The sequence below is a fragment of the Pseudoalteromonas piscicida genome (assembly GCF_002744175.1).
Taxonomy (GTDB): Bacteria; Pseudomonadota; Gammaproteobacteria; order Enterobacterales; family Alteromonadaceae; genus Pseudoalteromonas; species Pseudoalteromonas piscicida_B.
Genome location: NZ_NKHF01000004.1, coordinates 54,637 through 77,827, shown reverse-complemented (window position 1 = coordinate 77,827; position 23,191 = coordinate 54,637). Strand labels below are relative to the sequence as shown.

Below are 23,191 nucleotides of genomic sequence, written 5' to 3'. Positions count from 1 at the left end.
CAATACCAAATCAAGCAACAATGCCGCTTCTTTGCATGTAGGACCGGCTTTATGCCGGGATCTTTCGGCAATACCAAACCACAGCAAGTAATTCCATATCACCACCACGGCATACTATAATGCAGAACTGTCACAATAGAAATTCAGAGGGTAAGAAAAATTACAAAAAAGAAGTTACAGAAAACTAGACATTGAAATTTATAAAAAGAGAGAAGTGGGGCGACTGATGGGACTTGAACCCACGACAACCGGAATCACAATCCAGGGCTCTACCAACTGAGCTACAGCCGCCACAAAAGACTTGAACACCTCGTTTGGTGTGGCGCGCATAATACATAAGTTTTTTAGAAATGCAAAGCGAAATCTTAAAAAAGTTTAGGAAAAATATTTTTTTGGAGAAAAATTCCGCATACAGCAAATATTCATATATTCTATGTATGATCCAGCCGATCTAATGATAAATAACTGCTAGAGAACAAAAAAGGGGGACGAGTATGGAAGCTATTTGGAATTGGGTTAACGAAAACTCAGACTTAATCTTGCACTATGGGCTGCAAGGTATCATTGCTTTAATTATATTCTTTGTTGGCTTAAAGCTTGCCAAGCTCAGCGCCAAACTAACAGTAAAAGCCTTTGGTAAACGTAACGTAGACAAAGCCGTGGGCTCATTTGTGGCTAACATTGCGTATGCTATCGTTTTTGCCGCAACATTACTGATGGCACTTTCCCAGGTTGGTATCGAAACCACCTCATTCATTGCGATTTTGGGTGCTGCAGGTTTAGCAGTCGGCTTAGCATTACAAGGCTCACTCTCTAACTTTGCCTCTGGCGTACTTATTATCATGTTACGTCCGTTTAAATCTGGTGATTACATTGAAGCCGGCGGCAAAGCTGGTAGTGTCCAAAAGATAGAAATCTTTTCAACAGAATTACGCACCCCAGATAATAAAGTTATCGTGATGCCAAACTCATCGATTATGTCTGGTGCTATCGTGAACTATTCACGAGAAAAAACACGTCGCATCGACTTAGTTATTGGGGTTGGTTACGACGCTGACTTACGAGAAGCAAAAGCGGTATTAAAGTCAGTATTAGATAATGAACCAAGAATTCTTAAAGAGCCAGCGTATAATGTCGCAGTACTTGAACTGGCTGACTCGAGCGTAAACTTTGTTGTTAGACCTTGGGTTAAAACAGAAGAGTACTGGCCAACATATTTCACTTTAGTGGAAAATATTAAGATTGCGCTAGACGAAGCGAATATCACAATTCCATTCCCGCAAATGGATATTCATCTACACAAAGATCAGTAAAAGGTTAGTTAGAAATGAAAGTAAAGGTTTTAACCTGTAGTATTCTTATGGCTGTAAGCGCAACTGCTGCTGCACAAGGCAAAGCCAAGAAACCACAGAAAGTGTGGGATGTAACCAGCGAAGTTGGTGCTATCATCACAAGCGGTAACACCGAAACCACAACGTTAAAGGGTGGTATCAAAGCAAAACATAACCTAACTAATTGGCACAACGAGTATAAGTTAGATGGTTTCTATAAAGAAGATACTCGCGAGAACGATGCTGGTGAAGATGTAACGTCTCGTACTAACGAAAAATACTCTGCTTCAGTGCAAGGAAACTACAAACTAAACGAAGATCACAGTCACTTGTTTGTATTTGGCTCGTATGTTTCAGATTACTTTGGTGCATACCGCAGTGAAGCCGTGGTATCAGTGGGTTATGGTCAGCGTTTGTTCGAAAACGATGACATGTATCTTAACGCTGAAATTGGTCCTGGTGTGAAGCGCTTTGAGCACCAAGATGATAGCACTGAACTTGACGATGATGGTGAATTACTCGCTGGTACTTCTGAAAGTGAGTTTATTGGTGTGGGTAAATTAGACTACCAATGGCAAATTTCAGATAACGCACGTTTTACACAGTTGATTGCCGTTGAATATGGTGACACCAACACCAAAACAACCTCTGAAACGGCACTGCTAACCAAAATCAACGGCTCTTTACAGATGAAAGTAGCCTATAACATCATCCATAACTCAGACGTGGCTGATGATAAAGAGAACACGGATACCGAAACATCATTGACTTTGGTTTACAGTTTCTAAAATAAAAACAAGCTGGTTACAAATGAAAACAAAAAGGGACATCAAGTCCCTTTTTCCATTTCAGTTTATTTGTGTATAATACGCAATCTTTTTGGCTGTACCTACTGGAAGTTTGCTTGTTTATGTATTTTAGAAGATTTCTATTTGTAATATTAATGTTGAGCTCATTCGCTTTTAGCGTGGAGGCATTTAACCCTACACCTGAGCAAATTGCACAGTTTCAGAAATTGCCTAGAGCTCAGCAGGAAGCATTAGCAAAACAATATGGTGTAGATCTATCATCTCTTAATAATATTACAAATAAAAGTCAAAGCGTTACTGTTCCTCAAGAAATAGAGAGAAAGCCAGTCAAACGTGTCAAAAAGGAAACAGCAAAAAGCAAGCTAGATCCCAGAAAAGGTGAATTAAAGCCGTTTGGATACGACTTATTTTCAGTGGAACCAAGTGATTTTATTACTCCTGTAAGCACAACAGTACCAAATAACTACATCATAGGCACTGGAGATACTATTTCTGTTAATTTATATGGTAAGGCTAGCGCATCGTATATTTTGACTGTCGATAATGAAGGTCGTTTAATCATACCTGAGTTTGCACCCGTGTATGTTGCTGGCCTTTCTTATAGCGAGCTCAAATCATTAATTGAGAATAAGATCGCTGAAGAAGCGATAGGGTTGAACGTCTATATTTCGATGGCTCAGCTTAGAACGCTACAAATAATGGTTGTTGGTGAAGCATATCAACCTGGAAGCTACACCATTTCGCCTCTATCTAAAGTCACTCACGCTTTGTTTGCAAGTGGTGGACTAAAAGAATTAGCCAGCTTGCGTAATATTCAGGTTAAGCGTGCTGGAAAAACGGTATCAACGCTAGATTTGTATGATTTACTACTAGATGGTGACAGCCGTGATGATATTAGCTTAAGAGAAGGGGATGTGATATTCATCCCTTCAGTAGGACCACAAATACAAGTGAAAGGTGCAGTTAAGCGCGAAGGCATTTTTGAACTGCTCCCAACTGATGACAAAGATAAACTAATAAAAATGTTTGGTGGTTTTAAAGGTAATGCATTTACAAAGCGAGTACACGTTCAACGTATTATAAATGGTAGTAAAAGTGTGGCTATTTCAGCCAACTTTTCTGACGAAAACGTTGCTTTTACACCAAAAGGTGGGGATCAGTACTTTGTCCAAACTGTCAGTGATGAGGTGATGGATTCTGTCACGCTAATTGGTGCATTTACCCGCCCTGGAACTTATCAATGGCATCAAGACCTAACGCTTGATCAATTAATTGATAACTTAAAAACGGATCTCCTTCCTCAAGCTGATTATAACTTTGGTTTGATAGTAAGAGAGAAGTCACTATTAGACCAAGCTGAAGTGCTTCAGTTTTCGCCAAGAGAAGCGTTGAAAGATAAAAATATAAAGCTTAGTAAAGGCGATGAGGTATATATTTTCAGTCGCTTTGAATCACAAGAAGCGGAAGAACTAGCATTAGAAAACTTAGCACTGACAAAAGAGCAAAAGCTTCAACAAGAAAAAGTTAAACTTTGGCATCTATTTGAATATCGAAACTTTCGAGAAAAAGTGGGGGCGCAAAAAATTGAAAGTGATACTGAGGATGGTACTGAAAAAGAAATACAAGAAAAGGCATTATTCAGTCGTTCAAGCCTCTTAAAGCCTCTATTGAAACGCCTAGAATATCAACTAAGTCTGCATGGCAAAGCGATGACTTATGAAATTCAAGGACAAGTCCGCTTTCCTGGAGTCTATCCACTTGCAAAAAATATAACGATAGCTAAAGCGCTTGCCGCTGCTGGCGGTGTGCTCGAGTCGGCAAATAGTGAATTAGCTGAAATAACAAGATTAAAAGACGTGAATAGTAGGTTTTTTGAACACATACAATTACGCCTCAGTGAGCCAAGTGCATTGACTACTCGTATTCAAAATGAAGATACATTGAATATATTGATGAGACCAAACTGGCAAGAAAATCACAAGGTTCATTTAGAAGGGGAAGTAAGGTTTCCAGGTACTTACACTATAAGTCGAGGTGAAACTTTAAAGGATGTGATCAGTAGAGCCGGTGGGCTATCCGAGTTTGCTGAAGCAAAAGCCGCTATCTTTACCCGCGAATCTATAAAAAAGCAGGAACAAAGGCAACTTCAGAAATTATCTGACGAGCTACGTAAAGATATAGCTTCTAGGAGTTTCCAAAAATCGATAGGGCAAAACACCTCAATTGGTTATGAAGATATGAATAAGCTTCTAAACGATTTAGTCAATGTTAAGGCGCTCGGCCGTCTAGTTATAGATCTACCCAGCGTTCTCAATGAAGACGAAAATGTTGTATTACAGGATGGTGATTCTTTGTATATTCCTGGAAAGCAAGACTCGATATCAATTATTGGTGAAGTAAACTATGCTTCTTCGCACCTTTATAAATCGGGTGTAACAGTTGATGAATATATCGAGTTGAGCGGGGGCTTAAAAGATAGAGCTAAAGAAGATCAAATATATGTGATTAAAGCAAATGGGGCTGTTTTCTTACCCAAGTCTTCAAGTTGGTTTGCTGTTGCAAGCAACAATATACTGGAACCTGGTGACACTATAGTAGTGCCTATGGATGCTTCTCATATGGATAACTTAACACTATGGAGTACTGCAACGCAGATATTCTATCAGCTGGGTGTTGGCGTAGCCGCGATAGCAAGAATATAAAGGTGGCTATTAATATGACGACTAAAACTATCAATAACAGCGCAGAGATTTCAAATTTAGCTATCGCTCGTTATCTTCTCGCTCAGAAAATGTGGATTTTAACTCCGACTTTTTTGATTGCGGTTTTATCAGTAATAATTGTGTTGATGCTGCCGAACATATATAGGTCGGATGCTCTTTTAATACCAAATAGCCAGACTGATTCTACTCTTTCTGGCGGGTTGGGGAGCAATTTAGGTGGCTTAGCCTCGTTAGCTGGACTCGACTTGGATTCTGGTGAAAGTGAATCGGTTAGTATCGCGATAGAAGTGATGAAAAGTCGAAAGTTTATTCACTACTTTATAGAAAAATATGAACTTGAAGCGGTTCTATTTGCAACTACAGGTTGGAATCGAGAAACGAACAGCTTGATTTTTGACCGGGAAGTGTACAGCACAGAGAGCAAAGCCTGGTCTGACGATGAACGTATGACCAAGCAGGAAATACATGAAGCGTTTTTAATCGATCATTTTGGTTTTGAAAGTGACAAAGAAGCTGGTACATATCGCTTTTCAATTCGACATTACTCTCCGTATGTTGCACAGGAAATCTTAAAGAATTTTATTTTCGAATTAAATGAACTCATGAGAAAAAGAGCTATAGCGGATGCAGAAGTGCAGTTGGAGTATCTTTCTGACGCTATTGAGCATGAAAATAGAAATGAGATGACATTGGCTCTTTATGAATTAGCGACAAAGTATACAAAGCAAAAAATGTTAGCTGAAGTAAGAGATGACTATGTGTTCAAAACTTTAGATCCAGCGATCGTACCTGAAAAGAAGTTTGCACCTAAAAGAGGTGTTATTTGTATAATAGCTGTACTAAGTTCGCTACTTTTTTTCAGCTTGATACAAATTCTCCGGATGATATTTAGGGATTCGGATAATGCTTAGTACCTCAATGCTCGCTATTTCGGCTTTGCTATCTTTTACTTGTGTTAAGCTATTTAGTACTTTAGCTCCAAAGCTAGGTTTACTTGATACGCCTTGCGAAAGAAAGCAGCATAATGGACGAGTTCCTTTAATAGGTGGGATATCTATATTTATATCTTTTTCATGGACCTTGCTGCTCTTTGATTACTTAAATACGCAAGTTATTCTCGTCCTAATATCCATGTCATTTATGGTTTTTATTGGCGTACTTGATGATAAGTATCAATTATCGGTTAGGGCAAGGCTAATTGGTCAAGTACTCTCGGCTTCTATCATCGTCTTTGGATTAGACTTATATCTGGTATCTCTGGGTGATATTTTTGGGTTTGGGGAGCTATATTTAGGTAGCTTTGGTTATCTTGTGACTTTTATAGCTATTCTTGGAGCAATCAACGCTTTTAATATGATTGACGGCATTGATGGGCTGTTGGGAGGGCTATCAATAGTATCTTTCACGGGTATTCTTGCTATTAGTTACCTTAGAGATAACGCCGCCTTGTTTAATTTATCAGCAGTTATTATAGTGACACTAGTACCTTTTATGGTTGCTAATTTGGGTGGGTCTAAGTTCTTTAAAAGAAAAGTATTTATGGGTGATGCGGGTTCAATGTTTATTGGCCTCTTTATAGTCTGGATGTTAATTGCAGGTACAAGTGGTTATTCATTTGAGCACGGCAGTACATTTAGGCCTGTTTTCGCACTCTATATTGTTGCACTACCTTTAATGGATATGGTCGCTATCATGTATCGCAGAGCTAAAAAGGGAAAGTCTCCTTTTCACCCAGATAGAAATCATATACATCATATATTTATGAGGGCAGGATGCTCTTCTAAGCAGGCACTATTATCTATAATTTTAATATCTCAAGTGATTCTGGTGGCAGGTTTGCTGATGGAAATATACCTAGTCCCTGATTTTATAATGTTCTTTATTTTTCTATTTTTGTTCTATTTATATAACTACTTAATACAACATGCTTGGCGAGTAGTGAAAGTCTTTAGAAAGCTTAATAATGTAGTTTAAAGGCAATAGAGTAAATTCTAGATATTAATTATTATTCATTGCCCCTTTATGGGGCTTTATTTTTAGTAAGTTTATAAATAAATATGATTAAAAGCTTTCTTTCCCTATTTTTTGAGTTGTATGCTAGGTTTATTAGTATAACGTTCTCGAAAAATTGCTTTGTTTTTTATTCAAAGCATGGGTTTCTAGATAACCCAAAATATTTGATGAAGCACTGTCTTGAGTTGGGAAGAGAGTGTGTTTGGGTCCAAATTGGAGATAAAGGTATTGGAGAGTTGCTACTGCTAAAAAAGCGCTACCCCAACTTAAAATTAATATACAAGAAGCAGTTTATAAAGAGCCAATTTTATATTTCAAGGGCTAATTTAGTTTTTGTTAGTCATTCTTTTTATGATGCTGGAAGCTTTCTATGTAAAACTGGGAAAGTCGTGAACTTATGGCACGGGGTTGCATTGAAGAAGATGGGTTATGATTCTAGCAGTGATCTAACCGGATTTTTATCTAGACTTCCTGATAACCCCTATCTTGTTAACGACTTTGTCATAGTTGCAAATGATGACTCAAAGTCTCATATGCAAAGCTGTATGCAACTACCACCTGATAGGATCTTAAACTTGGGGCAGCCAAGAAATGATATTTTTCTCAATATAGATATAAAGCTAGCTGAAAAAGAAGGTAATAAGGCTTCTATTTTTCTATATGCTCCAACATTTAGAGAAAATGACGAGAAAGCAAAGGAAATATATTCTAGCTTAGTTGACTCATTCCTAGAAAGAGCTCCTGAAAATGCAAAACTTATTCTTCGGCTACATCCAAATAATTTGCACTTAGCAAAAGAGCTTAATATGTCTGAGCGTGTCAGTTTAAGCAACATTGATGATGTTCAAGATGAGTTATTATCGGTCGATGTACTGATCTCTGATTATTCCAGTATTGTATTTGATTTTGCGCTGACAAAAAGGCCAATTGTTATCTATGCGCCTGATAAAGTTGAATATTTTAAAGAGCGAGGTGGTTTTTACTTTGACTTTAGGGGCTTATTTATGGGGGTGCCTCAGTATTCTAATGCTGATAATTTGAATTGGAACCAAACTCTCGAAAAAGTTGAATACCCGAAACTAATAACTCTTAACTCTTTAGAAAACTCTAGTGAAAAAATTCTAGAGTACTTCGATTTAAATTAAGCTGATCAATATGTTGGTAAAAAGTGCTTTAGTTTTGTTTATAAAGGTTTTAGGGGCAGCTCTTAGCTTTTTTTGGATAAAAACGATTACTTCAAACTTAGGGGCGTCAGATGCTGGTACTTATCTATTTTGGATATCTACTATTACTGTTTTATCAAGTGGCGCAAGTTTAGGACTGAATAATATTTCCTTAAAAGAAGTGTCTATACTATATGGGAAAAAGGATTTTTATAAGATATCTGCTTTAGTACATAAAAGTGTCTTTCTTATTTTTTTGGCATCAGCAATTATCGTAGCATTCCTATACTTAGCTTTATTTCTTTATAATGAACATATATCCAAATATCAAATCTTCTTTCTGGTATCTTTACCATTTTTAACAATCATAGCGCTATTATCTCATGCAATTCAAGGAAGCAATGGATTGTATTCGTCGATGATTGCAGTTGCATTGATCCAACCTATAGCTCTTATAGCAGCTGTATCACTCAACCTAGTTCACTTAACTTTAGAAAGCTTTTCTATGCTTTTTCTTATTATTAATATTGCCATCTTTATAATCTCTTACGTGATTTGGCTAATAAAGTGTAATTTTGTTTTTTGTTTTGAGTATTCAGCAAAAACTTTAATTTTAGCTGGAAGTTCTCTACTTGTTTATCAGTTGGTACAACAGTTTAATACAGTGATAGGGCAAATGCTTCTCGGATTTTATAAGTTAGATAAAGAGGTCGCAATTTTTGCAGTCTGTATAAAGGTAGCTTCTTTATTGAGTTTCATTACTTTTTCTGTCAACCGAATAGTAGCTCCTAATTTTGCTATATTTTATGAGAGTAATGATATTAGCAAGCTAAAAAATGAATTTGAAAAAGCAAAAAAACTGATGCTTTTAGGTGTGCTTCCTTTAATTGTTTTTTGCTTGGTTTTTCCAAAGTATATTCTTTCTTTTTTTGGTTCAGAGTTTCCTGATTACGCTTTAATTCTACAATTATTAATTTTTCAACAGTTATTTGTAGTCTTATGTGGACCCTCTACTTATTTGATTGTAATGACGGGGGGTGAAAAGAGAATTCGGAACCAAGTCTTACTATCTTCTTTTTTTGGCACACTAATCGGGGTTATCGGAGTGCCGTTTTTAGGAATTTATGGTGCTGTCATAGCTTCATTTTCAGCTACTTTTATCAGTCAGATTCTAAGCTTCAGTTATTTGCGACACAAGCTGAGTATTAACATTTTAAGGTTTTGGTAAAAATATGAATGTAGGCATAGTTACCACTTGGTTCGAACGAGGCGCCGCTTATGTAAGTCGTCAAATAAAGGAAAGTCTTGAAAATTACGGTTATCAGACATTTATTTATGTTCGTGGAAGTGAGTATGATAAAAACTGGGATGCAAAAAATGTATATTGGGCAAAAAGGCAAAGGAGCCCGATGCCCACAGATATTGTTCGTAGTGAATTTCAAAAGTGGATAAAGAGCAATAATATTGATGTTATTATTTTTAATGAGCAACATTACTGGCAGCCTGTTATATGGGCTAAGAAATTAGGCGTAAAAGTTATTGCTTATGTAGACTATTATAAAGAAAATACGATTGACGCTTTTGGTTTATATGATCAAATTTGGTGTAATACTCAGCGCCATTACTCTGTGTTTTCTCATCTACCTCAGAGTCGTTTTGTTCAATGGGGAACTAACACCCAGTTATTTTCGCCTCCAGATAAGTTGATGGAAAATAAAACATTAACTTTTTTTCACAGCGCAGGTATGAGCCCTGAAAGGAAAGGTACGGAATGGCTGTTACAGGCTGTTATTGAACTAGCCCAGAAAAGGCAGGATTTCAAAGTTATAATACATTCGCAGGTTGATCTTTATTCTCGTTATTCCGACTTGTTATCCGCCCTTGAAAGAGAACTTGCGTCAGGTTTACTAACCATTGAAAGTAAAACTGTCCCTGCTCCCGGGCTTTACCATTTAGGTGATGTTTATGTTTATCCTTCGCTTCTAGAAGGGATCGGTTTAACGATCGCTGAAGCGCTTTCGGTTGGGTTGCCAACGATAGTTACCGATGAAGCGCCTATGAATGAGTTCTCCTCTCCATATTGTCGACAGGTAGCCGTTGAAAAGCGCTATGCACGAGCTGATGGCTACTATTGGCCAATTGCAAAGGTTTCGATCCGTTCTCTGACCGATGCTATGGAGTCTTATCTTATAGCTGATTACGATATGAGCTTTGTTAAGGACTCTGTTCGTAATTTTGCTCTTGAGCATTTTGACTGGGAAAAAAACGCGTTAGCCCTCGGTTGCTTGATAGAAGAGTGTAAAAATATATCTATCGATGATAAGGCATTAGAATGTGCCAATTTGAGAGATTACTATGCGGTACCTTATTTTAATAAGTTAAAAAATGTTTATTATCTAGCTTATGACTTACACAGGTTTTTAGCACGATGATTAATATTACAGATAATTTTATCAGTAATATTTTGGGGGTAATATTAGTTGTTTTATGTTGTTTGCATCTTTTTTTATACAACCGAATAAAGCGAGGCGCAAACCTTCCCATATTTCTTGGTATAGCATTGGTTTTGCTATTATTTTTCGGATTTAGAAGTATTCATTCAGGTGTTGATACCTTAGCTTATTATCGATACTTTCAAGAAGTGAAATTACTTTCATTTAATGGTAAAGGCTTTGAACCCGGATTCTTTTATTTGACCTACTTTTTCGCAAAGCTTGGTAATTGGCATGCTTTTTTAGGGGGGATTGTACTGATACAGCTTATCGCTGTATTCGTATCGTCAAACTTATTAAAGATAAAAGATACAATCCTACCTGTGATGCTGTATATAGCTTTGCTTCCTGGTTTTGATTTGATGACAAATGGCTTAAGGCAAGGGGTTGCGCTTAGCTTGGGAATGCTAATGGTAGTTGTCAGCCTGCACTATCGTTGGGTGAAGCCTATAACGTTAACTTCTATATTGATGCATAAATCTATGATCTCATATATAGTCGTCGTTTTTTTGCCAAAATTCTTAACCACGAACAAAGCTCAAAAATATATAGTGCTAGCTGGTGTCGTTGTATCACTAATTGGGCTTGCTGGGACTTCTTTAGGGGTGGGGCTAAAATTTGCTGATCTACTTCCGATACCAATTCCCGGTACTGGCCACTCTTTAGGGGCTAAAATTGATATGTATTTATATATTGAAAAACAGTTGCTGTCCCCCTTTATGAAGCTATATTTTTTGCTACTTTCTTATGCTTTATTATGGCCCTACTTATATAGCCTATTAAGCGGAAAGGACACGTCTTCTTTAAAAGAGTTAGCGTCAATTACATTGCTGTTACAATTCATATTTTTATTAGTGTGGTGGACTAATTTTGGTTATAGGTTTATGTATATATCTTATATAGCCTCTATTTTTCTTTCAGTTAAAACCGTTGAGGAAATAGGAAGTAAAAAGCTGCAGTGTTATTTATATGCTATTGTGTTTTTAGGCTTTTTAAGTACGTATGGAAGTCAGAATTTTTCATCTTTTTCTTTAACTAGCGCTTTGGGGTGATAGTGAATATTGTATGTGTACCATTTCATGATTATAAAGTTGCATTAAGCGAAGGGTTTCGAACACGAGATACACACATCTATGGCTCTTGGTCGCATAGCGATAAAGTCGATAAGGTGGTGATATTTAATAGGCCCACACTCGTTTTAGAAAAATTACTTGGAAGGAAAGAGCTATATACTAAAGGCGATGTTATATATTCTGTTAAGAATTTAAGAATTGTTGAAGTCTCTAAAAATGTCTTTGTCGTTGATGTTAAGAGAAAGGATGTTGTTGGACCTGTTGTAAAAGGTAAGAGGTTTATACCAGAGTTATATTCTCGATCTGTTAATGAGTACAAGAAAGCATTAGATATATTGGGTGTAATAGATTTTGTTAGTTATGAATCTTCACCTCTAACGAGAGATTTGGTTGATAAAATAAAACCAAAAAAAAGAATTTTTGATGGTGTGGATAATTTCTGCAAACATGACAGCTATCAACCATTAAAAAAGTGGTTGGAGTTTGAATATGAAGAAATAATATCAAGCTATGACTATATATATTTTAACTCTAAGGACTCAATAAACTATTTTAACTGTGAAGATAAACCAAATGTTGAGTTTCTTCCAAATGGTGTGGACTTTTCAAAGTTTAAGTGCGAATACGATAAACCTAAGTTATTAAAAGAAATTGGTGGAAAAATAGCCATTTACGCCGGGAAGATGCAGTCAATGTTTGATGTCGACTTAGTTAGAAAATGTGCTGAATCTGAACTGGATATTAACTGGGTGTTTTTAGGTAAAGTACTTGATGGGAATATAAAAGAAAGTTTATCAGATCTTGAGAATGTATATTTTTTAGGTGATATTCATTATGATAAACTGCCGGAGTATATAGTGAATGCTGATGTCTGTATAATTCCTTATCGAGTCGAAAATCAACATGGGGGAGACCCAATAAAGTTTTATGAATATTTTGCGTCAGGACTTCCTATTGTTTCCACTCCAATAGGTGAAATTGCTATATACAATAATGATGTTGACGTTTTTATCGTGGAGAAATCACTATTCATTGATGCTGTTTCTAAAGCCGAAAACTGTAAGCGCAATGAACTTAGAAAGTTACCTCAAGAGTTAACGTGGATTTTTAAATCTAACTATATGTTGAATAAAATTTCGGAAGTCTAATTATTTATGCGTGGTTTTGTTAATTTCTTGATAAGAAAGATAAAGAAGGATCCTGATTATAAGCTAGATGAAGATATATCACTAATAGCTTTACTTGAAATCTTGTTTAGGCGCTTCTTTGCTCTGCTTAATGGTGTATTTAGACAACTTTTATTACTACGAAAGCCGGGGTTTTGGTTTATTTCTCGTGGTGTCTCACTTCTAGCTAGCTCAAAGTTGGAGGTTAATGGGGTTGTTACAATTGGTAAAAATGTAACGCTCGATGCAATGAGTAAAAATGGAATAAGACTAGGTAGTAATATAACAATTCCTGATAACTGTTTTTTTAGATGTACAGGTGTTATTTCAGATATAGGTGAAGGCCTAATAGTTGGCGATAATACTGGGTTTGGACATAATAACTTTATTAATGCCCAAGGTGGAGTTGTCATTGGATGCGACGTTATTATAGGCCCATATGTTAATATACTTGCTGAAAATCATAACTTTGGTGATTCTACTATTCCGATTAGAAAGCAAGGAGTAACGAGGAAAGGTATTATAATTGAGTCAGATGTTTGGATTGGTGCCGGTGTTAGTATCTTGGACGGAGTGAAGATAGGGAAGGGCACGGTGATAGGAGCTGGGTCGATAGTGACAAAGTCTATACCGGAATACAGCATCGCTTTGGGCAACCCGTGTAAAGTAATTAAGAGTAGAAAATGAAAGTTTCAATAATTGGTACTGTTGGTGTGCCTGCGTGTTATGGTGGATTTGAATCTTTGGTTGAGAATCTTTTACCTTCCGAAAAATTCCAACTTGTATATTGCTCAGCTAAAGCTTATGACAAACAAGTTGAAAGCTATCAAGGTGCGACGCTAAAGTACTGGAATATTGGCGCTAATGGTATTTCAAGTATTCCATATGACATATTATCTATATTCCATACGGTATTTAAAACTAAGAATGATCTTTTAATTTTAGGGGTTTCAGGTGCTTTAGCTTTACCTTTTGTTCGTCTATTTACTAAGAGGAAGGTAATTACAAATATTGATGGATTGGAGTGGAAGCGTGATAAATGGAATTGGGCTGCGAAAGCTTTTCTGAAACTGTCAGAGCGCCTAGCTGTGAGATTTTCCGATACTGTGGTGGCTGATAATGCTGGAATTGCGGAATATGTCGAGGCTGAGTATGGGGTGAAATCTACCGTTATCGCATATGGTGGAGATCATGCTCTTGGGTGTTCAAAAGAAGAATTAAAAGAGGAAAATAACAACTCTTATGCTCTAGCGTTATGTAGAATAGAGCCTGAGAATAATTGCCACGTAATCTTAGATGCTTTTAGCAAAATGCCAAATAAAAAAATAAAGTTTATAGGTAACTGGGATAATAGTGAGTATGGGTTAAATTTAAAGAGGGAATATAGTAATTTCAACAATATTGAACTTATTGACCCGATTTATAATATTGAGGAATTATACAAGTACAGGAGTTCAGCAAGTGTATATATTCATGGCCACTCAGCTGGAGGGACCAACCCGTCACTAGTCGAGATGATGTTTTTTAACTTACCAATTGTTTGCTTTGACTGTGTTTATAATCGAGCAACAACGGAAGAGCAGGCTGACTTTTTTTCGTCTAGTAAACAACTTGTTGAGCTGTTCGAGAAAAAGGAAATTCGTGAATGTGGAGAGGCACTAATGGAAATCGCCCACCGTAGATACACGTGGAAAGTGGTCAAAAATCAATATGAGGTTCTATTTGATGACTAAGGGAATTGTATTAGCAGGTGGAAGTGGCACTCGCTTGTATCCATTGACTAAGGTTGTTAGTAAGCAACTGATGCCCGTCTACGACAAGCCGATGATATACTATCCTATAGCAACGCTAATGAATGCAGGAATTAAGGACATTTTAGTTATTACCACTCCCGATGAACAAGCTAACTTTCAAGCATTGCTCGGCAAAGGGGATAAGTGGGGAATATCTATCGATTATGTTACGCAACCCTCTCCAGATGGCTTGGCTCAGGCTTTTTTACTTGGCGAAGAGTTTATTGGCGATTCGAATGTTGCACTTATTCTCGGTGACAATTTATTTTATGGTCATGACTTAGTTAAATCTTTGCAAGCAGCGGCAAGGCGCCCTGATGGCGGCACGGTCTTTGGTTACCATGTTGCGAATCCAAACGCATATGGTGTTGTAGAATTTGATGCTGGCGGAAAGGTTATTTCTATTGAAGAAAAGCCTCAACAACCTAAGTCTAATTATGCCGTTCCCGGACTATACTTTTTTGATAGTAAGGTTATTGAATATGCAAAAAATGTTCAACCTTCCGCGCGTGGTGAGTTAGAAATTACAGATGTGATTGAGCAGTACCTAACAGCTGGATCCTTGAATGTGGAGATAATGGGACGTGGTACAGCTTGGTTGGATACCGGTACACATGACAGTTTACTTCAAGCAGCACAATTCATTGAAACAATAGAAAAGCGTCAAGGTCTCAAAGTAAATTGTCCAGAAGAGGTAGCTTATAGGATGGGCTATATTGATGCTGAACAATTAAAAGCTTTAGCAGAGCCGTTACGTAAAAGCGGGTATGGGGAATATTTGCTTAGTCTACTTACTCAAAGGGTATTTTCGTGAAAGTAATTAAAACAACAATTCCTGATGTGGTCATCTTAGAGCCTAAAGTTTTTGGTGATGAGAGAGGTTTTTTTATGGAGACCTTCAGAGAAGATTGGTTTCGTGAACGCGTCGCTGACGTCTCTTTTGTGCAAGACAACCATAGTAGCTCATCGCAAGGAATACTCAGAGGGCTTCACTACCAAACTGAGTGTACACAGGGGAAGTTAATTCGAGTAACACATGGAGAGGTTTATGATGTTGCAGTGGATATGAGAGCCGATAGTGAGACATTCGGTCAGCATGTAGCTGTCTTGCTTAATGCTGAGAATAAGCGTCAACTTTGGGTTCCAGAGGGGTTTGCACATGGTTTTTATGTAACATCAGAAACCGCTGAGTTTGCCTATAAGTGTACCGATTACTACGCACCTCAATTTGAAAAAAGCCTTTTGTGGAATGATCCGGCATTAAATATTAAATGGCCGCTAAAAGATAGTCAGTTGCCTTTACTATCCGAAAAGGACAAAGCGGGCCTGTTGCTTGCGGATGCACCTAAGCTTTAAGAGATACAAGCAATGAGTAAAACAATTTTTATCACTGGAGGTGCTGGATTCATTGGTTCGGCACTGGTTCGATTCTTAATTCAAGAAACCGCTCATACTGTAGTCAACTATGATAAATTAACTTATGCAGGTAATTTAGAATCGTTAAGCACGGTTGAAAATAACACGCGTTATCATTTTGTGAAGGGGGATATTTGTGACAGAGCTTGTGTCACTGCAACTCTAAAGCAATATCAACCCGATTACATTATGCACTTAGCAGCAGAAAGCCATGTAGATCGTTCGATCGATGGTCCTGGCGAGTTTATTAAAACGAATGTGTTAGGTACATACGAGTTACTTGAAGCGGTGCGCAGTTACTACGCGTCACTTGCGGAAAGTAAGAAGGGGGAGTTTCGTTTTCACCATATTTCCACTGATGAGGTATACGGTGACTTGGGTCCAGAAGGCTTTTTTACTGAAGAAACATCATATCAGCCTAGTTCACCATATTCAGCATCAAAGGCCGCTTCAGATCACCTCGTTAGAGCTTGGTATCGTACCTATCAACTCCCGGTTGTTCTCACTAATTGTTCAAACAATTATGGGCCATACCATTTTCCAGAAAAATTAATTCCGCTTATCATTTTGAATGCGCTTGAAGGTAAGCCGTTACCAATTTATGGAGATGGTAAACAAATACGCGATTGGCTGTTTGTTGAAGATCACGCTCGTGCACTTTATAAAGTGGTTACTGAAGGGAAATTAGGAGAAACATATAATATTGGTGGCTTTAATGAAAAGCAAAATATTGAGGTAGTCACAACGATCTGCAACCATTTAAATGATTTGATAGAGAATAAGCCTTGTGGTTTAACAGATTTCAAAGATTTGATTTCCTTTGTTACAGATCGACCAGGCCATGATGTTCGATATGCTATTGATGCAAGCAAAATCTATCAGGAACTCGGGTGGCGGCCAAAAGAAACATTTGAGACAGGAATACTCAAAACAATTAAGTGGTATTTGAATAACCAAGCATGGTGTGACCATGTCCAAGATGGTTCTTATCAGCGAGAGAGATTAGGTGGAAGCTAAATGGATGTATTAATTATAGGTAAGAACGGCCAAGTTGCATGGGAGCTGATAAGAACTACTCCAGAACAGGTTAAGGCTATTGCATTAGGCCGTACAGATATTGATATTACTAGTGCTGAAAATATCAAAGCAGCAGTATTACACTATCAGCCCAAAGTGATAATTAATGCATCTGCTTATACAGCAGTTGATAAGGCTGAAACTGACAAAGAAGCAGCCTATTTGATAAACGCTACCGCTGTTGAGTTGTTAGCAAAAATTGCTTGTCAGCACAATATTAGATTAATTCATGTTTCAACTGACTTTGTGTTTGATGGCACAAAAAGTACACCGTATAGAGTAGACGATGTAACTAACCCAATAAATGTTTATGGAGCATCGAAATTGGCGGGAGAAGAGGCAATAAAGAAATACTCCCCAGACAATGCATGTGTTGTTCGCACTTCTTGGGTTTACTCTAGTCATGGCAATAACTTTGTAAAAACTATGCTTCGTTTAATGAGTGAAAGAGAACAGTTAAGTGTCGTTGCGGATCAGGTTGGGAGCCCAACCTCTGCCAATGGACTTGCCAAATACCTTTGGAAACTTGCTGAGCAAGATACGCTAGAGCCAGTCTATCACTATCAAGATTTGGGAGTGGCAAGCTGGTATGACTTTGCTGTAGAAATACAAAAAAAATCAGTGGAGCTTGGACTGTTAGGAAATAAAATCCCCATTGAGCCTATCTCTAGTGAGCAATATCCAACTCCAGCTAAGCGACCCAGTTACAGTTTGATGAACTGTAACAACGACACATTCACTAAGGTACACTGGACAGAGGCTCTGTACCAAATGCTCTTGAGTAAAACAAAATGAAAGTATTGACTGTATTTGGAACTCGCCCGGAAGCTATAAAAATGGCTCCGCTCGTAAAAGCACTTGAAATGGATTCTCGGTTTAATGCTAGGGTTTGTGTAACAGCGCAGCACCGTGAAATGCTCGATCAAGTCTTGGCGCTTTTTGAAATTAATCCCGACTATGACTTGGATTTAATGCAGGCTGGTCAAACATTGCCTGAGGTGACTAGTCGCATTTTATTGGAGTTGACACCTGTTCTCAAAGAGTTTCAACCAGATGTAGTACTAGTTCACGGTGATACAGCTACAACTTTTGCAGCGAGCTTGGCCGCATACTATGAGCAAATATCAGTGGCTCATGTAGAAGCAGGGTTAAGGACTGGGAATATCTACTCGCCGTGGCCTGAGGAGGCAAATAGGAAATTAACAGGAGTGCTTACTAAATTTCACTTTGCACCTACTGAAACTTCCAAACAAAATCTGCTATCGGAAAACGTCGATAGTAATGAAATATATGTCACAGGCAATACGGTGATTGACGCGTTGCTATTGGTTAAAAACCGAATCGAAGATGATAATAGTTTAGCACTTGAGTTAGCTGAACAATTTCCATTTTTGAGTGATGAAAAGAAGTTAATTTTGGTAACTGGGCATCGCCGGGAAAGCTTTGGCAGCGGATTTGAAAGAATCTGCAAAGCCTTGGCTGAAACAGCTAAAGCGCATCCCGATTCGCAAATCGTTTATCCTGTGCATTTAAATCCAAATGTTCAGGAGCCCGTCAATCGTATTCTTAAAGATGTATGTAATATACACTTAATAGAGCCGCAGCAATATCTTCCTTTCATTTTCTTAATGAACAAAGCGCATCTAATTTTAACTGATTCTGGTGGGATTCAGGAGGAAGCCCCAAGCTTGGGTAAACCAGTCTTAGTGATGAGAGACACGACTGAGCGCCCAGAGGCTGTTGCTGCAGGAACAGTAAAATTAGTTGGAACAGATATAAAAGCAATAACGTCATCAATTACAGAGCTGCTAACAGATCGTCAGGCTTATGAAATAATGAGCAAAGCTCATAACCCCTATGGTGATGGTAAGGCATGTAGTCGGATTTGTGACGTACTAGCTCAAGCTCAGTGTTTATAGTTTACCCCAATGGTGCGCTTAAGGTTATCAAGAGCATTTCTGGGCCGTATAAATTACTAAAAGTTGCTAAATCGGAAGTGGCAAATATGATAGGGGTTCGATTTATAGAACCCCGATAACTTTGCTGGGATATAGTTTACAAATGACCCGATAACAGTTTTAAGTTGAGTAAACTTATATTACATTTTAGCGATATGAAGCTCAGCTTTTATGCCTATTAGTTTACTTCACCTGAGTTTTGGATAGGGAATAAACTAACTTATTGTTTTTAAAATCACCTTAAGTTATCTCCTTATTCTATTCAGAAAGTGTGGGAGCGAACATCGCGCTCTGCTTTTGCCAAGCTACTCACGTCCATATCGGCAAAGCAAAAATCTGTTCTAAATGAGAAGTTTTTAACACAGTTAGCGTATGATTACTCGCTCTAAAAGTTGGGCAAGTAGTAAGCATAAAACAATACCGTCTTTGTTAAGGCGGAAGCAATGTAAAGACTAGACATCTTCAAAAAGTAAAGTCGCTAAAAATATTAATGTTAGCCAATCATTTAATTGTCACTTTTCTCTCATATTCTAACGATAAGCAAAAATAATATGTGCTTGTATTTAGCTTTTAGTTAGGAGCAAAGATGAAAATAACAGTGGTTGGCGGTGGTTACGTTGGACTGGCAAACGCAGTTTTACTTGCAAAGCATAACGAAGTAGCCTTACTTGATATATCAACTGATAAAGTAGATAAAATCAACTCAGGCATCTGTCCTTTTCACGACCCGCAGATCTCACAGGCCTTACAGGAGGGACTGCCAAGCTTTTTCGCGACATCTGATGCTGCCACCGCTTTTCTTCACAGTGACTGGGTTATAATTGCAACACCGACGGATTATGATCCTGAAACTAACTTTTTTAATACCGAAAGTGTAGAAGCTGTCATTAGCGAGGTTTTGTTGTATAACCCTTGTGCTGTAATGGTTATTAAGTCAACTGTGCCAGTAGGTTTTACTGAAAAGGTCAAAAATCAATTCTTAACTAATAACATTATTTTCTCCCCAGAGTTTTTGCGCGAGGGCAAGGCACTTTATGATAATCTTTACCCCTCTCGGATCATTGTTGGTGAGCGCTCAGAGCGAGCACAAGAATTTGCTTTTTTGCTAAAGCAAGGGGCAGTGAAAAAAAGTGTTGATATATTAACTACTGATCCTACGGAAGCTGAGGCTATAAAGCTATTCTCAAATACATATTTGGCTATGCGGGTTGCTTATTTTAACGAACTTGACACCTATGCAGAAGCACATCAATTAAGCACCAAGCAAATAGTGGAAGGCGTTGGCTTAGACCCTCGCATAGGAAGTCATTACAATAATCCATCTTTTGGTTATGGTGGATATTGCTTGCCCAAAGACACCAAGCAGTTACTCGCTAACTACCAAAATATACCCAACAATTTGATAAAGGCTATAGTAGATGCCAACAGCACGCGAAAAGCATTTATTGCTGATTCAATTCTAAAGCGCGGTGCCAAAACTGTCGGGATTTATCGGTTGATTATGAAAGCAGGCTCTGACAACTTCAGAGATTCAGCAATTCAGGACGTGATGAAGTATATCCGAGCTGAAGGAGTTGAAATCATTATTTTTGAGCCGGTTCTACAACAGTCTGAGTTTCAACATTTTAGGGTCTATGATGATCTAAACCAGTTTAAAGCAGAATCGGATATTATTGTCTCTAATCGTATAGTTTATGAGCTGGAAGATGTGAGGGATAAAGTCTACACAAGAGATATCTATGGGCGAGATTAAGCTGATTTATTTATGATCTTCCGCTCAAATAGGTATGAAATATCTTCGTAAGAGGCTTAATTTTTAGCAAAGCTATTTTAGTCAAAAAGTAATTGTTGCTTTTACTATTTACTTAACGATCTTTGTTAAAAGTCATTTAAAGTCAATGTTTTGTGGGTTTTTTGATGGCTTCGTGACTGTATGTAGTGAACGATTTTTACATTTTTTGATTTCAACGGTGTGCTAGACGAAATTGATAAATTGAGTATAATAATAGGCGTATTTTTGGTTAGTTTTAAAGGATGAGTGCACATGGAGTGCTGGTATTTGGTATATTGCAAGCCTAAACAAGAAAGTCGTGCTAGAGCAAACTTGCTTGCTCAAGGTATTGAAGCCTTTTATCCAGTTATCAATCAAAGTAAAACTACATCATCAAAAGTATTATCGCAGCCTCTCTTTCCCCGTTATTTATTTGTTAGTTTAGATCCTGAGCTATCCGCTTTTTCTGTAGTTAAGAACACTAGGGGCATTTCTGATTTTGTTCGCTATGGAGCTAACCTGCAACTGGTTCCTGCCTCTCTAGTCTCGCAGTTGATGCAATCTAAACAGGAGTTCGGCGTATGCGAATTAAACATGGGTGATGCCGTGATAGTGCAAGACGGGTGTTATAAAAATATTCAAGCGCTCTATCAGGAACCTGATGGTGAAAAAAGAAGTGTGTTACTAATCAAACTGTTAAATCAAAGCATTGAAATCACCATTGCAAATAGTGCGATAATGAAGTTATAAAGGGGCTGGCAATTCAAGACGCATGTTACTTACTGTTAAGGCTACCGCACATAAAACTAATGATCATACCTTAGCTAATGTTCTTTTAACTATATAAGCGTCTCAATGTCTCGAGTTTATTTAAGAACGGCAATGAGTTTTATACCAAATGTCTGTTTTATCAGTTAGGTTGATATGCCGATAGTTTAGTCCATAGATGATAATTTGGACGAATAGCTTTTGGGAGCTGTAACCTAAGGGCGGAAGCGTGTCTGAAGCGGAGTGAACAAATATATTGATGTGTATTTGCTGACAGCTTTTACTGCGCAGGCTAGCGTAATGAAATTACATGTTGGTATGTGGACTTGAGATTATAGTTAAAACGTAAAAAAACAACGACTATGTTTTACTTGTAAAGGTTACTCATTTGTGAGTGAGAATGTCGGTGCAATATCAAGTACTCACTTGCGATTAACATCTCGCCATGCTTTAATTAGCCATCAAAAAATTGCTTGTTAAAAGCTTTTAAAAAGAACATATAAAATTTTAGGAAGATACAATGGCGCTACGCTGTAAAACTATCATTGCTTCTGCGGTCTTATTAGCAATGAGTGGCTGTACTCTGATCCCAGGGGGCCATTTCAACGGAATAAAGTCGGCTGAGCAGACCGCCAACCTAGAACGAGATTTGGAACAAGTTAACACTAGAGTGATAGATGCGAAACTAGTTCAACAACAGAAAACTAGTAACGAGGCTTCTATAGATCGGAGTGCATTAGTTGGGATAGACACCTCAAGTTATGAATACCGCTTGGGTGTAGGCGACGTTATCACGATTGGTGTTTGGGATCACCCTGAACTAACCATTCCTGCAGCAGTGCAAAGAACAGCTGAATTTGACGGATTTCGTGTACAAGCTGATGGAACTGTGACTTTTGCTTATGCTCCCAAAGTACCAGCAGCTGGAAAAACCGTAACTGAATTAAGAGACGCCCTATCACACAGACTAAGCCGAGTTATTGAAGAGCCGCAAATTGATGTAAAAGTAGTTGGTTTCAATAGTCAGAAAGCTTATGTTACAGGTGAAGTGAAAAAACCTGGAGTTCACCCGATTACTGAGTCACCAATAACTTTGATTGATGCAATAAATCAATCTGGCGGCCTAACCGAATCGGCTGATTGGGAGACTGTAACTTTCACTCGAGACAATAAAACTGAGATTATTCATCTTGATGATTTCTATGCCGAAGGCGATATTTCGCAAAATCGGTTATTAAAAAATGGTGATATAATTCATGTTAGCAGAAACGACAAGCGTAATGTTTACGTTTTAGGCGATGTTGTGAGAGCTGGTAAAGTTGATGTAAAGCGCTATGGCTTAAGTTTGGCGGAAGCTCTGAGTGAAGTGGGCGGCTTTAATGAGCGTACGGCAGATGCCAATGGTGTATTTGTATTACGTAAACGTAACCTAGAACGCGATGGTGTCATTGCTGATGTTTATCAATTGCATGCTAAAAATATTGCTTCGCTAGTCCTTGCGGAACAATTTAAGCTAGAGCCTCAAGACATTGTCTATGTAACCAGTGCACCATTGGCACGTTGGAACAAGGTTATTAGTTTATTATTACCTTCGCTTTCAACCGTTGATGCCCTTCAAGATATAGAAAACCAGTAGTG

At 37.9% G+C, this 23,191-nt stretch carries 20 protein-coding genes and 1 tRNA gene; 20 read left to right on the top strand and 1 reads right to left on the bottom strand.

Annotation, left to right across the window (positions count from 1 at the left end; genetic code table 11):
* Positions 1 to 215: 215 nt before the first annotated feature.
* A tRNA-His gene (locus tag CEX98_RS01075) sits at positions 216 to 291 on the bottom strand.
* Between the two features lie 203 nt (positions 292 to 494).
* On the opposite strand from CEX98_RS01075, the gene CEX98_RS01070 reads away from it, so the two are divergent.
* The 20 genes from CEX98_RS01070 to CEX98_RS00975 all read left to right on the top strand — a co-directional run bounded on the left by CEX98_RS01070 (position 495) and on the right by CEX98_RS00975 (position 23,189).
* Positions 495 to 1,313 carry a mechanosensitive ion channel family protein gene (locus tag CEX98_RS01070; protein ID WP_099640290.1) on the top strand — a complete coding sequence of 273 codons (819 nt, stop codon included), beginning with the start codon at positions 495 to 497 and terminating at the stop codon, positions 1,311 to 1,313.
* A gap of 14 nt (positions 1,314 to 1,327) precedes the next feature.
* Entirely contained in the window at positions 1,328 to 2,119 is a 792-nt protein-coding gene (locus tag CEX98_RS01065; RefSeq protein ID WP_099640289.1) for a DUF481 domain-containing protein, read from the top strand.
* A 122-nt stretch (positions 2,120 to 2,241) separates the two neighbouring features.
* Positions 2,242 to 4,842, top strand: a complete 2,601-nt coding sequence (locus CEX98_RS01060) for a polysaccharide biosynthesis/export family protein (protein WP_099640288.1) — start codon at positions 2,242 to 2,244, stop codon at positions 4,840 to 4,842.
* Positions 4,843 to 4,856: 14 nt separating this feature from the next.
* Positions 4,857 to 5,774 (top strand): Wzz/FepE/Etk N-terminal domain-containing protein, encoded by a 918-nt coding sequence (locus tag CEX98_RS01055; protein ID WP_172439700.1) that lies wholly within the window; start codon positions 4,857 to 4,859, stop codon positions 5,772 to 5,774.
* Positions 5,767 to 6,837 (top strand): UDP-N-acetylglucosamine--undecaprenyl-phosphate N-acetylglucosaminephosphotransferase, encoded by a 1,071-nt coding sequence (gene wecA, locus CEX98_RS01050; protein ID WP_242441585.1) that lies wholly within the window; start codon positions 5,767 to 5,769, stop codon positions 6,835 to 6,837. Before CEX98_RS01055 ends, wecA begins: the two co-directional genes overlap by 8 nt.
* Positions 6,838 to 6,920: 83 nt before the next feature.
* Positions 6,921 to 8,021, top strand: a complete 1,101-nt coding sequence (locus CEX98_RS01045) for a CDP-glycerol glycerophosphotransferase family protein (RefSeq protein WP_099640286.1) — start codon at positions 6,921 to 6,923, stop codon at positions 8,019 to 8,021.
* Positions 8,022 to 8,031: 10 nt separating this feature from the next.
* On the top strand, positions 8,032 to 9,267 hold the full coding sequence (locus tag CEX98_RS01040; protein WP_099640285.1) for an MATE family efflux transporter: 1,236 nt from the start codon (positions 8,032 to 8,034) through the stop codon (positions 9,265 to 9,267).
* Positions 9,268 to 9,271: 4 nt separating this feature from the next.
* Complete coding sequence (locus CEX98_RS01035) at positions 9,272 to 10,471, top strand: glycosyltransferase family 4 protein (RefSeq protein ID WP_099640284.1); 1,200 nt, start codon at positions 9,272 to 9,274, stop codon at positions 10,469 to 10,471.
* Entirely contained in the window at positions 10,468 to 11,583 is a 1,116-nt protein-coding gene (locus tag CEX98_RS01030) for an EpsG family protein (RefSeq protein WP_099640283.1), read from the top strand. Before CEX98_RS01035 ends, CEX98_RS01030 begins: the two co-directional genes overlap by 4 nt.
* A 2-nt stretch (positions 11,584 to 11,585) precedes the next feature.
* Positions 11,586 to 12,752: a glycosyltransferase gene (locus CEX98_RS01025; protein ID WP_099640282.1), complete on the top strand. Its 1,167-nt coding sequence runs from the start codon at positions 11,586 to 11,588 to the stop codon at positions 12,750 to 12,752.
* Between the two features lie 6 nt (positions 12,753 to 12,758).
* Positions 12,759 to 13,457: an acyltransferase gene (locus tag CEX98_RS23160; protein ID WP_099640281.1), complete on the top strand. Its 699-nt coding sequence runs from the start codon at positions 12,759 to 12,761 to the stop codon at positions 13,455 to 13,457.
* Positions 13,454 to 14,503, top strand: coding sequence for a DUF1972 domain-containing protein (locus tag CEX98_RS01015; RefSeq protein ID WP_099640280.1), 1,050 nt, complete (start codon positions 13,454 to 13,456; stop codon positions 14,501 to 14,503). The genes CEX98_RS23160 and CEX98_RS01015 overlap by 4 nt, the downstream gene beginning before the upstream one ends.
* Complete coding sequence (rfbA, locus tag CEX98_RS01010; RefSeq protein WP_099640279.1) at positions 14,496 to 15,377, top strand: glucose-1-phosphate thymidylyltransferase RfbA; 882 nt, start codon at positions 14,496 to 14,498, stop codon at positions 15,375 to 15,377. The genes CEX98_RS01015 and rfbA overlap by 8 nt, the downstream gene beginning before the upstream one ends.
* Entirely contained in the window at positions 15,374 to 15,919 is a 546-nt protein-coding gene (gene rfbC, locus CEX98_RS01005) for a dTDP-4-dehydrorhamnose 3,5-epimerase (protein ID WP_099640278.1), read from the top strand. The genes rfbA and rfbC overlap by 4 nt, the downstream gene beginning before the upstream one ends.
* A gap of 12 nt (positions 15,920 to 15,931) precedes the next feature.
* Positions 15,932 to 16,996 carry a dTDP-glucose 4,6-dehydratase gene (rfbB, locus tag CEX98_RS01000; RefSeq protein ID WP_099640277.1) on the top strand — a complete coding sequence of 355 codons (1,065 nt, stop codon included), beginning with the start codon at positions 15,932 to 15,934 and terminating at the stop codon, positions 16,994 to 16,996.
* A complete protein-coding gene (gene rfbD / locus CEX98_RS00995) occupies positions 16,997 to 17,851 on the top strand; it encodes a dTDP-4-dehydrorhamnose reductase (RefSeq protein WP_099640276.1) in 855 nt (284 codons plus the stop codon).
* Complete coding sequence (gene wecB, locus CEX98_RS00990; RefSeq protein ID WP_099640275.1) at positions 17,848 to 18,975, top strand: non-hydrolyzing UDP-N-acetylglucosamine 2-epimerase; 1,128 nt, start codon at positions 17,848 to 17,850, stop codon at positions 18,973 to 18,975. The genes rfbD and wecB overlap by 4 nt, the downstream gene beginning before the upstream one ends.
* Before the next feature lie 625 nt (positions 18,976 to 19,600).
* Complete coding sequence (locus CEX98_RS00985) at positions 19,601 to 20,767, top strand: nucleotide sugar dehydrogenase (RefSeq protein ID WP_099640274.1); 1,167 nt, start codon at positions 19,601 to 19,603, stop codon at positions 20,765 to 20,767.
* A gap of 291 nt (positions 20,768 to 21,058) precedes the next feature.
* Positions 21,059 to 21,535 (top strand): transcription/translation regulatory transformer protein RfaH, encoded by a 477-nt coding sequence (gene rfaH / locus CEX98_RS00980; RefSeq protein ID WP_099640273.1) that lies wholly within the window; start codon positions 21,059 to 21,061, stop codon positions 21,533 to 21,535.
* 538 nt (positions 21,536 to 22,073) lie between these two features.
* Positions 22,074 to 23,189: a polysaccharide export protein gene (locus CEX98_RS00975; protein ID WP_099640272.1), complete on the top strand. Its 1,116-nt coding sequence runs from the start codon at positions 22,074 to 22,076 to the stop codon at positions 23,187 to 23,189.
* Positions 23,190 to 23,191: the final 2 nt, after the last annotated feature.

Excerpts from the sequence above, each read along its gene's own strand:
- wecA (WP_242441585.1), top strand. The coding sequence starts at position 5,767 with ATGCTTAGTACCTCAATGCTCGCTATTTCGGCTTTGCTATCTTTTACT.
- CEX98_RS01055 (WP_172439700.1), top strand. The coding sequence starts at position 4,857 with ATGACGACTAAAACTATCAATAACAGCGCAGAGATTTCAAATTTAGCT.
- CEX98_RS00985 (WP_099640274.1), top strand. The coding sequence starts at position 19,601 with ATGAAAATAACAGTGGTTGGCGGTGGTTACGTTGGACTGGCAAACGCA.
- CEX98_RS01035 (WP_099640284.1), top strand. The coding sequence starts at position 9,272 with ATGAATGTAGGCATAGTTACCACTTGGTTCGAACGAGGCGCCGCTTAT.
- CEX98_RS01030 (WP_099640283.1), top strand. The coding sequence starts at position 10,468 with ATGATTAATATTACAGATAATTTTATCAGTAATATTTTGGGGGTAATA.
- wecB (WP_099640275.1), top strand. The coding sequence starts at position 17,848 with ATGAAAGTATTGACTGTATTTGGAACTCGCCCGGAAGCTATAAAAATG.
- CEX98_RS23160 (WP_099640281.1), top strand. The coding sequence starts at position 12,759 with ATGCGTGGTTTTGTTAATTTCTTGATAAGAAAGATAAAGAAGGATCCT.
- CEX98_RS01040 (WP_099640285.1), top strand. The coding sequence starts at position 8,032 with ATGTTGGTAAAAAGTGCTTTAGTTTTGTTTATAAAGGTTTTAGGGGCA.
- rfaH (WP_099640273.1), top strand. The coding sequence starts at position 21,059 with ATGGAGTGCTGGTATTTGGTATATTGCAAGCCTAAACAAGAAAGTCGT.
- rfbA (WP_099640279.1), top strand. The coding sequence starts at position 14,496 with ATGACTAAGGGAATTGTATTAGCAGGTGGAAGTGGCACTCGCTTGTAT.
- CEX98_RS01060 (WP_099640288.1), top strand. The coding sequence starts at position 2,242 with ATGTATTTTAGAAGATTTCTATTTGTAATATTAATGTTGAGCTCATTC.
- CEX98_RS01045 (WP_099640286.1), top strand. The coding sequence starts at position 6,921 with ATGATTAAAAGCTTTCTTTCCCTATTTTTTGAGTTGTATGCTAGGTTT.
- CEX98_RS00975 (WP_099640272.1), top strand. The coding sequence starts at position 22,074 with ATGGCGCTACGCTGTAAAACTATCATTGCTTCTGCGGTCTTATTAGCA.
- CEX98_RS01070 (WP_099640290.1), top strand. The coding sequence starts at position 495 with ATGGAAGCTATTTGGAATTGGGTTAACGAAAACTCAGACTTAATCTTG.
- rfbB (WP_099640277.1), top strand. The coding sequence starts at position 15,932 with ATGAGTAAAACAATTTTTATCACTGGAGGTGCTGGATTCATTGGTTCG.
- CEX98_RS01065 (WP_099640289.1), top strand. The coding sequence starts at position 1,328 with ATGAAAGTAAAGGTTTTAACCTGTAGTATTCTTATGGCTGTAAGCGCA.
- rfbD (WP_099640276.1), top strand. The coding sequence starts at position 16,997 with ATGGATGTATTAATTATAGGTAAGAACGGCCAAGTTGCATGGGAGCTG.
- CEX98_RS01015 (WP_099640280.1), top strand. The coding sequence starts at position 13,454 with ATGAAAGTTTCAATAATTGGTACTGTTGGTGTGCCTGCGTGTTATGGT.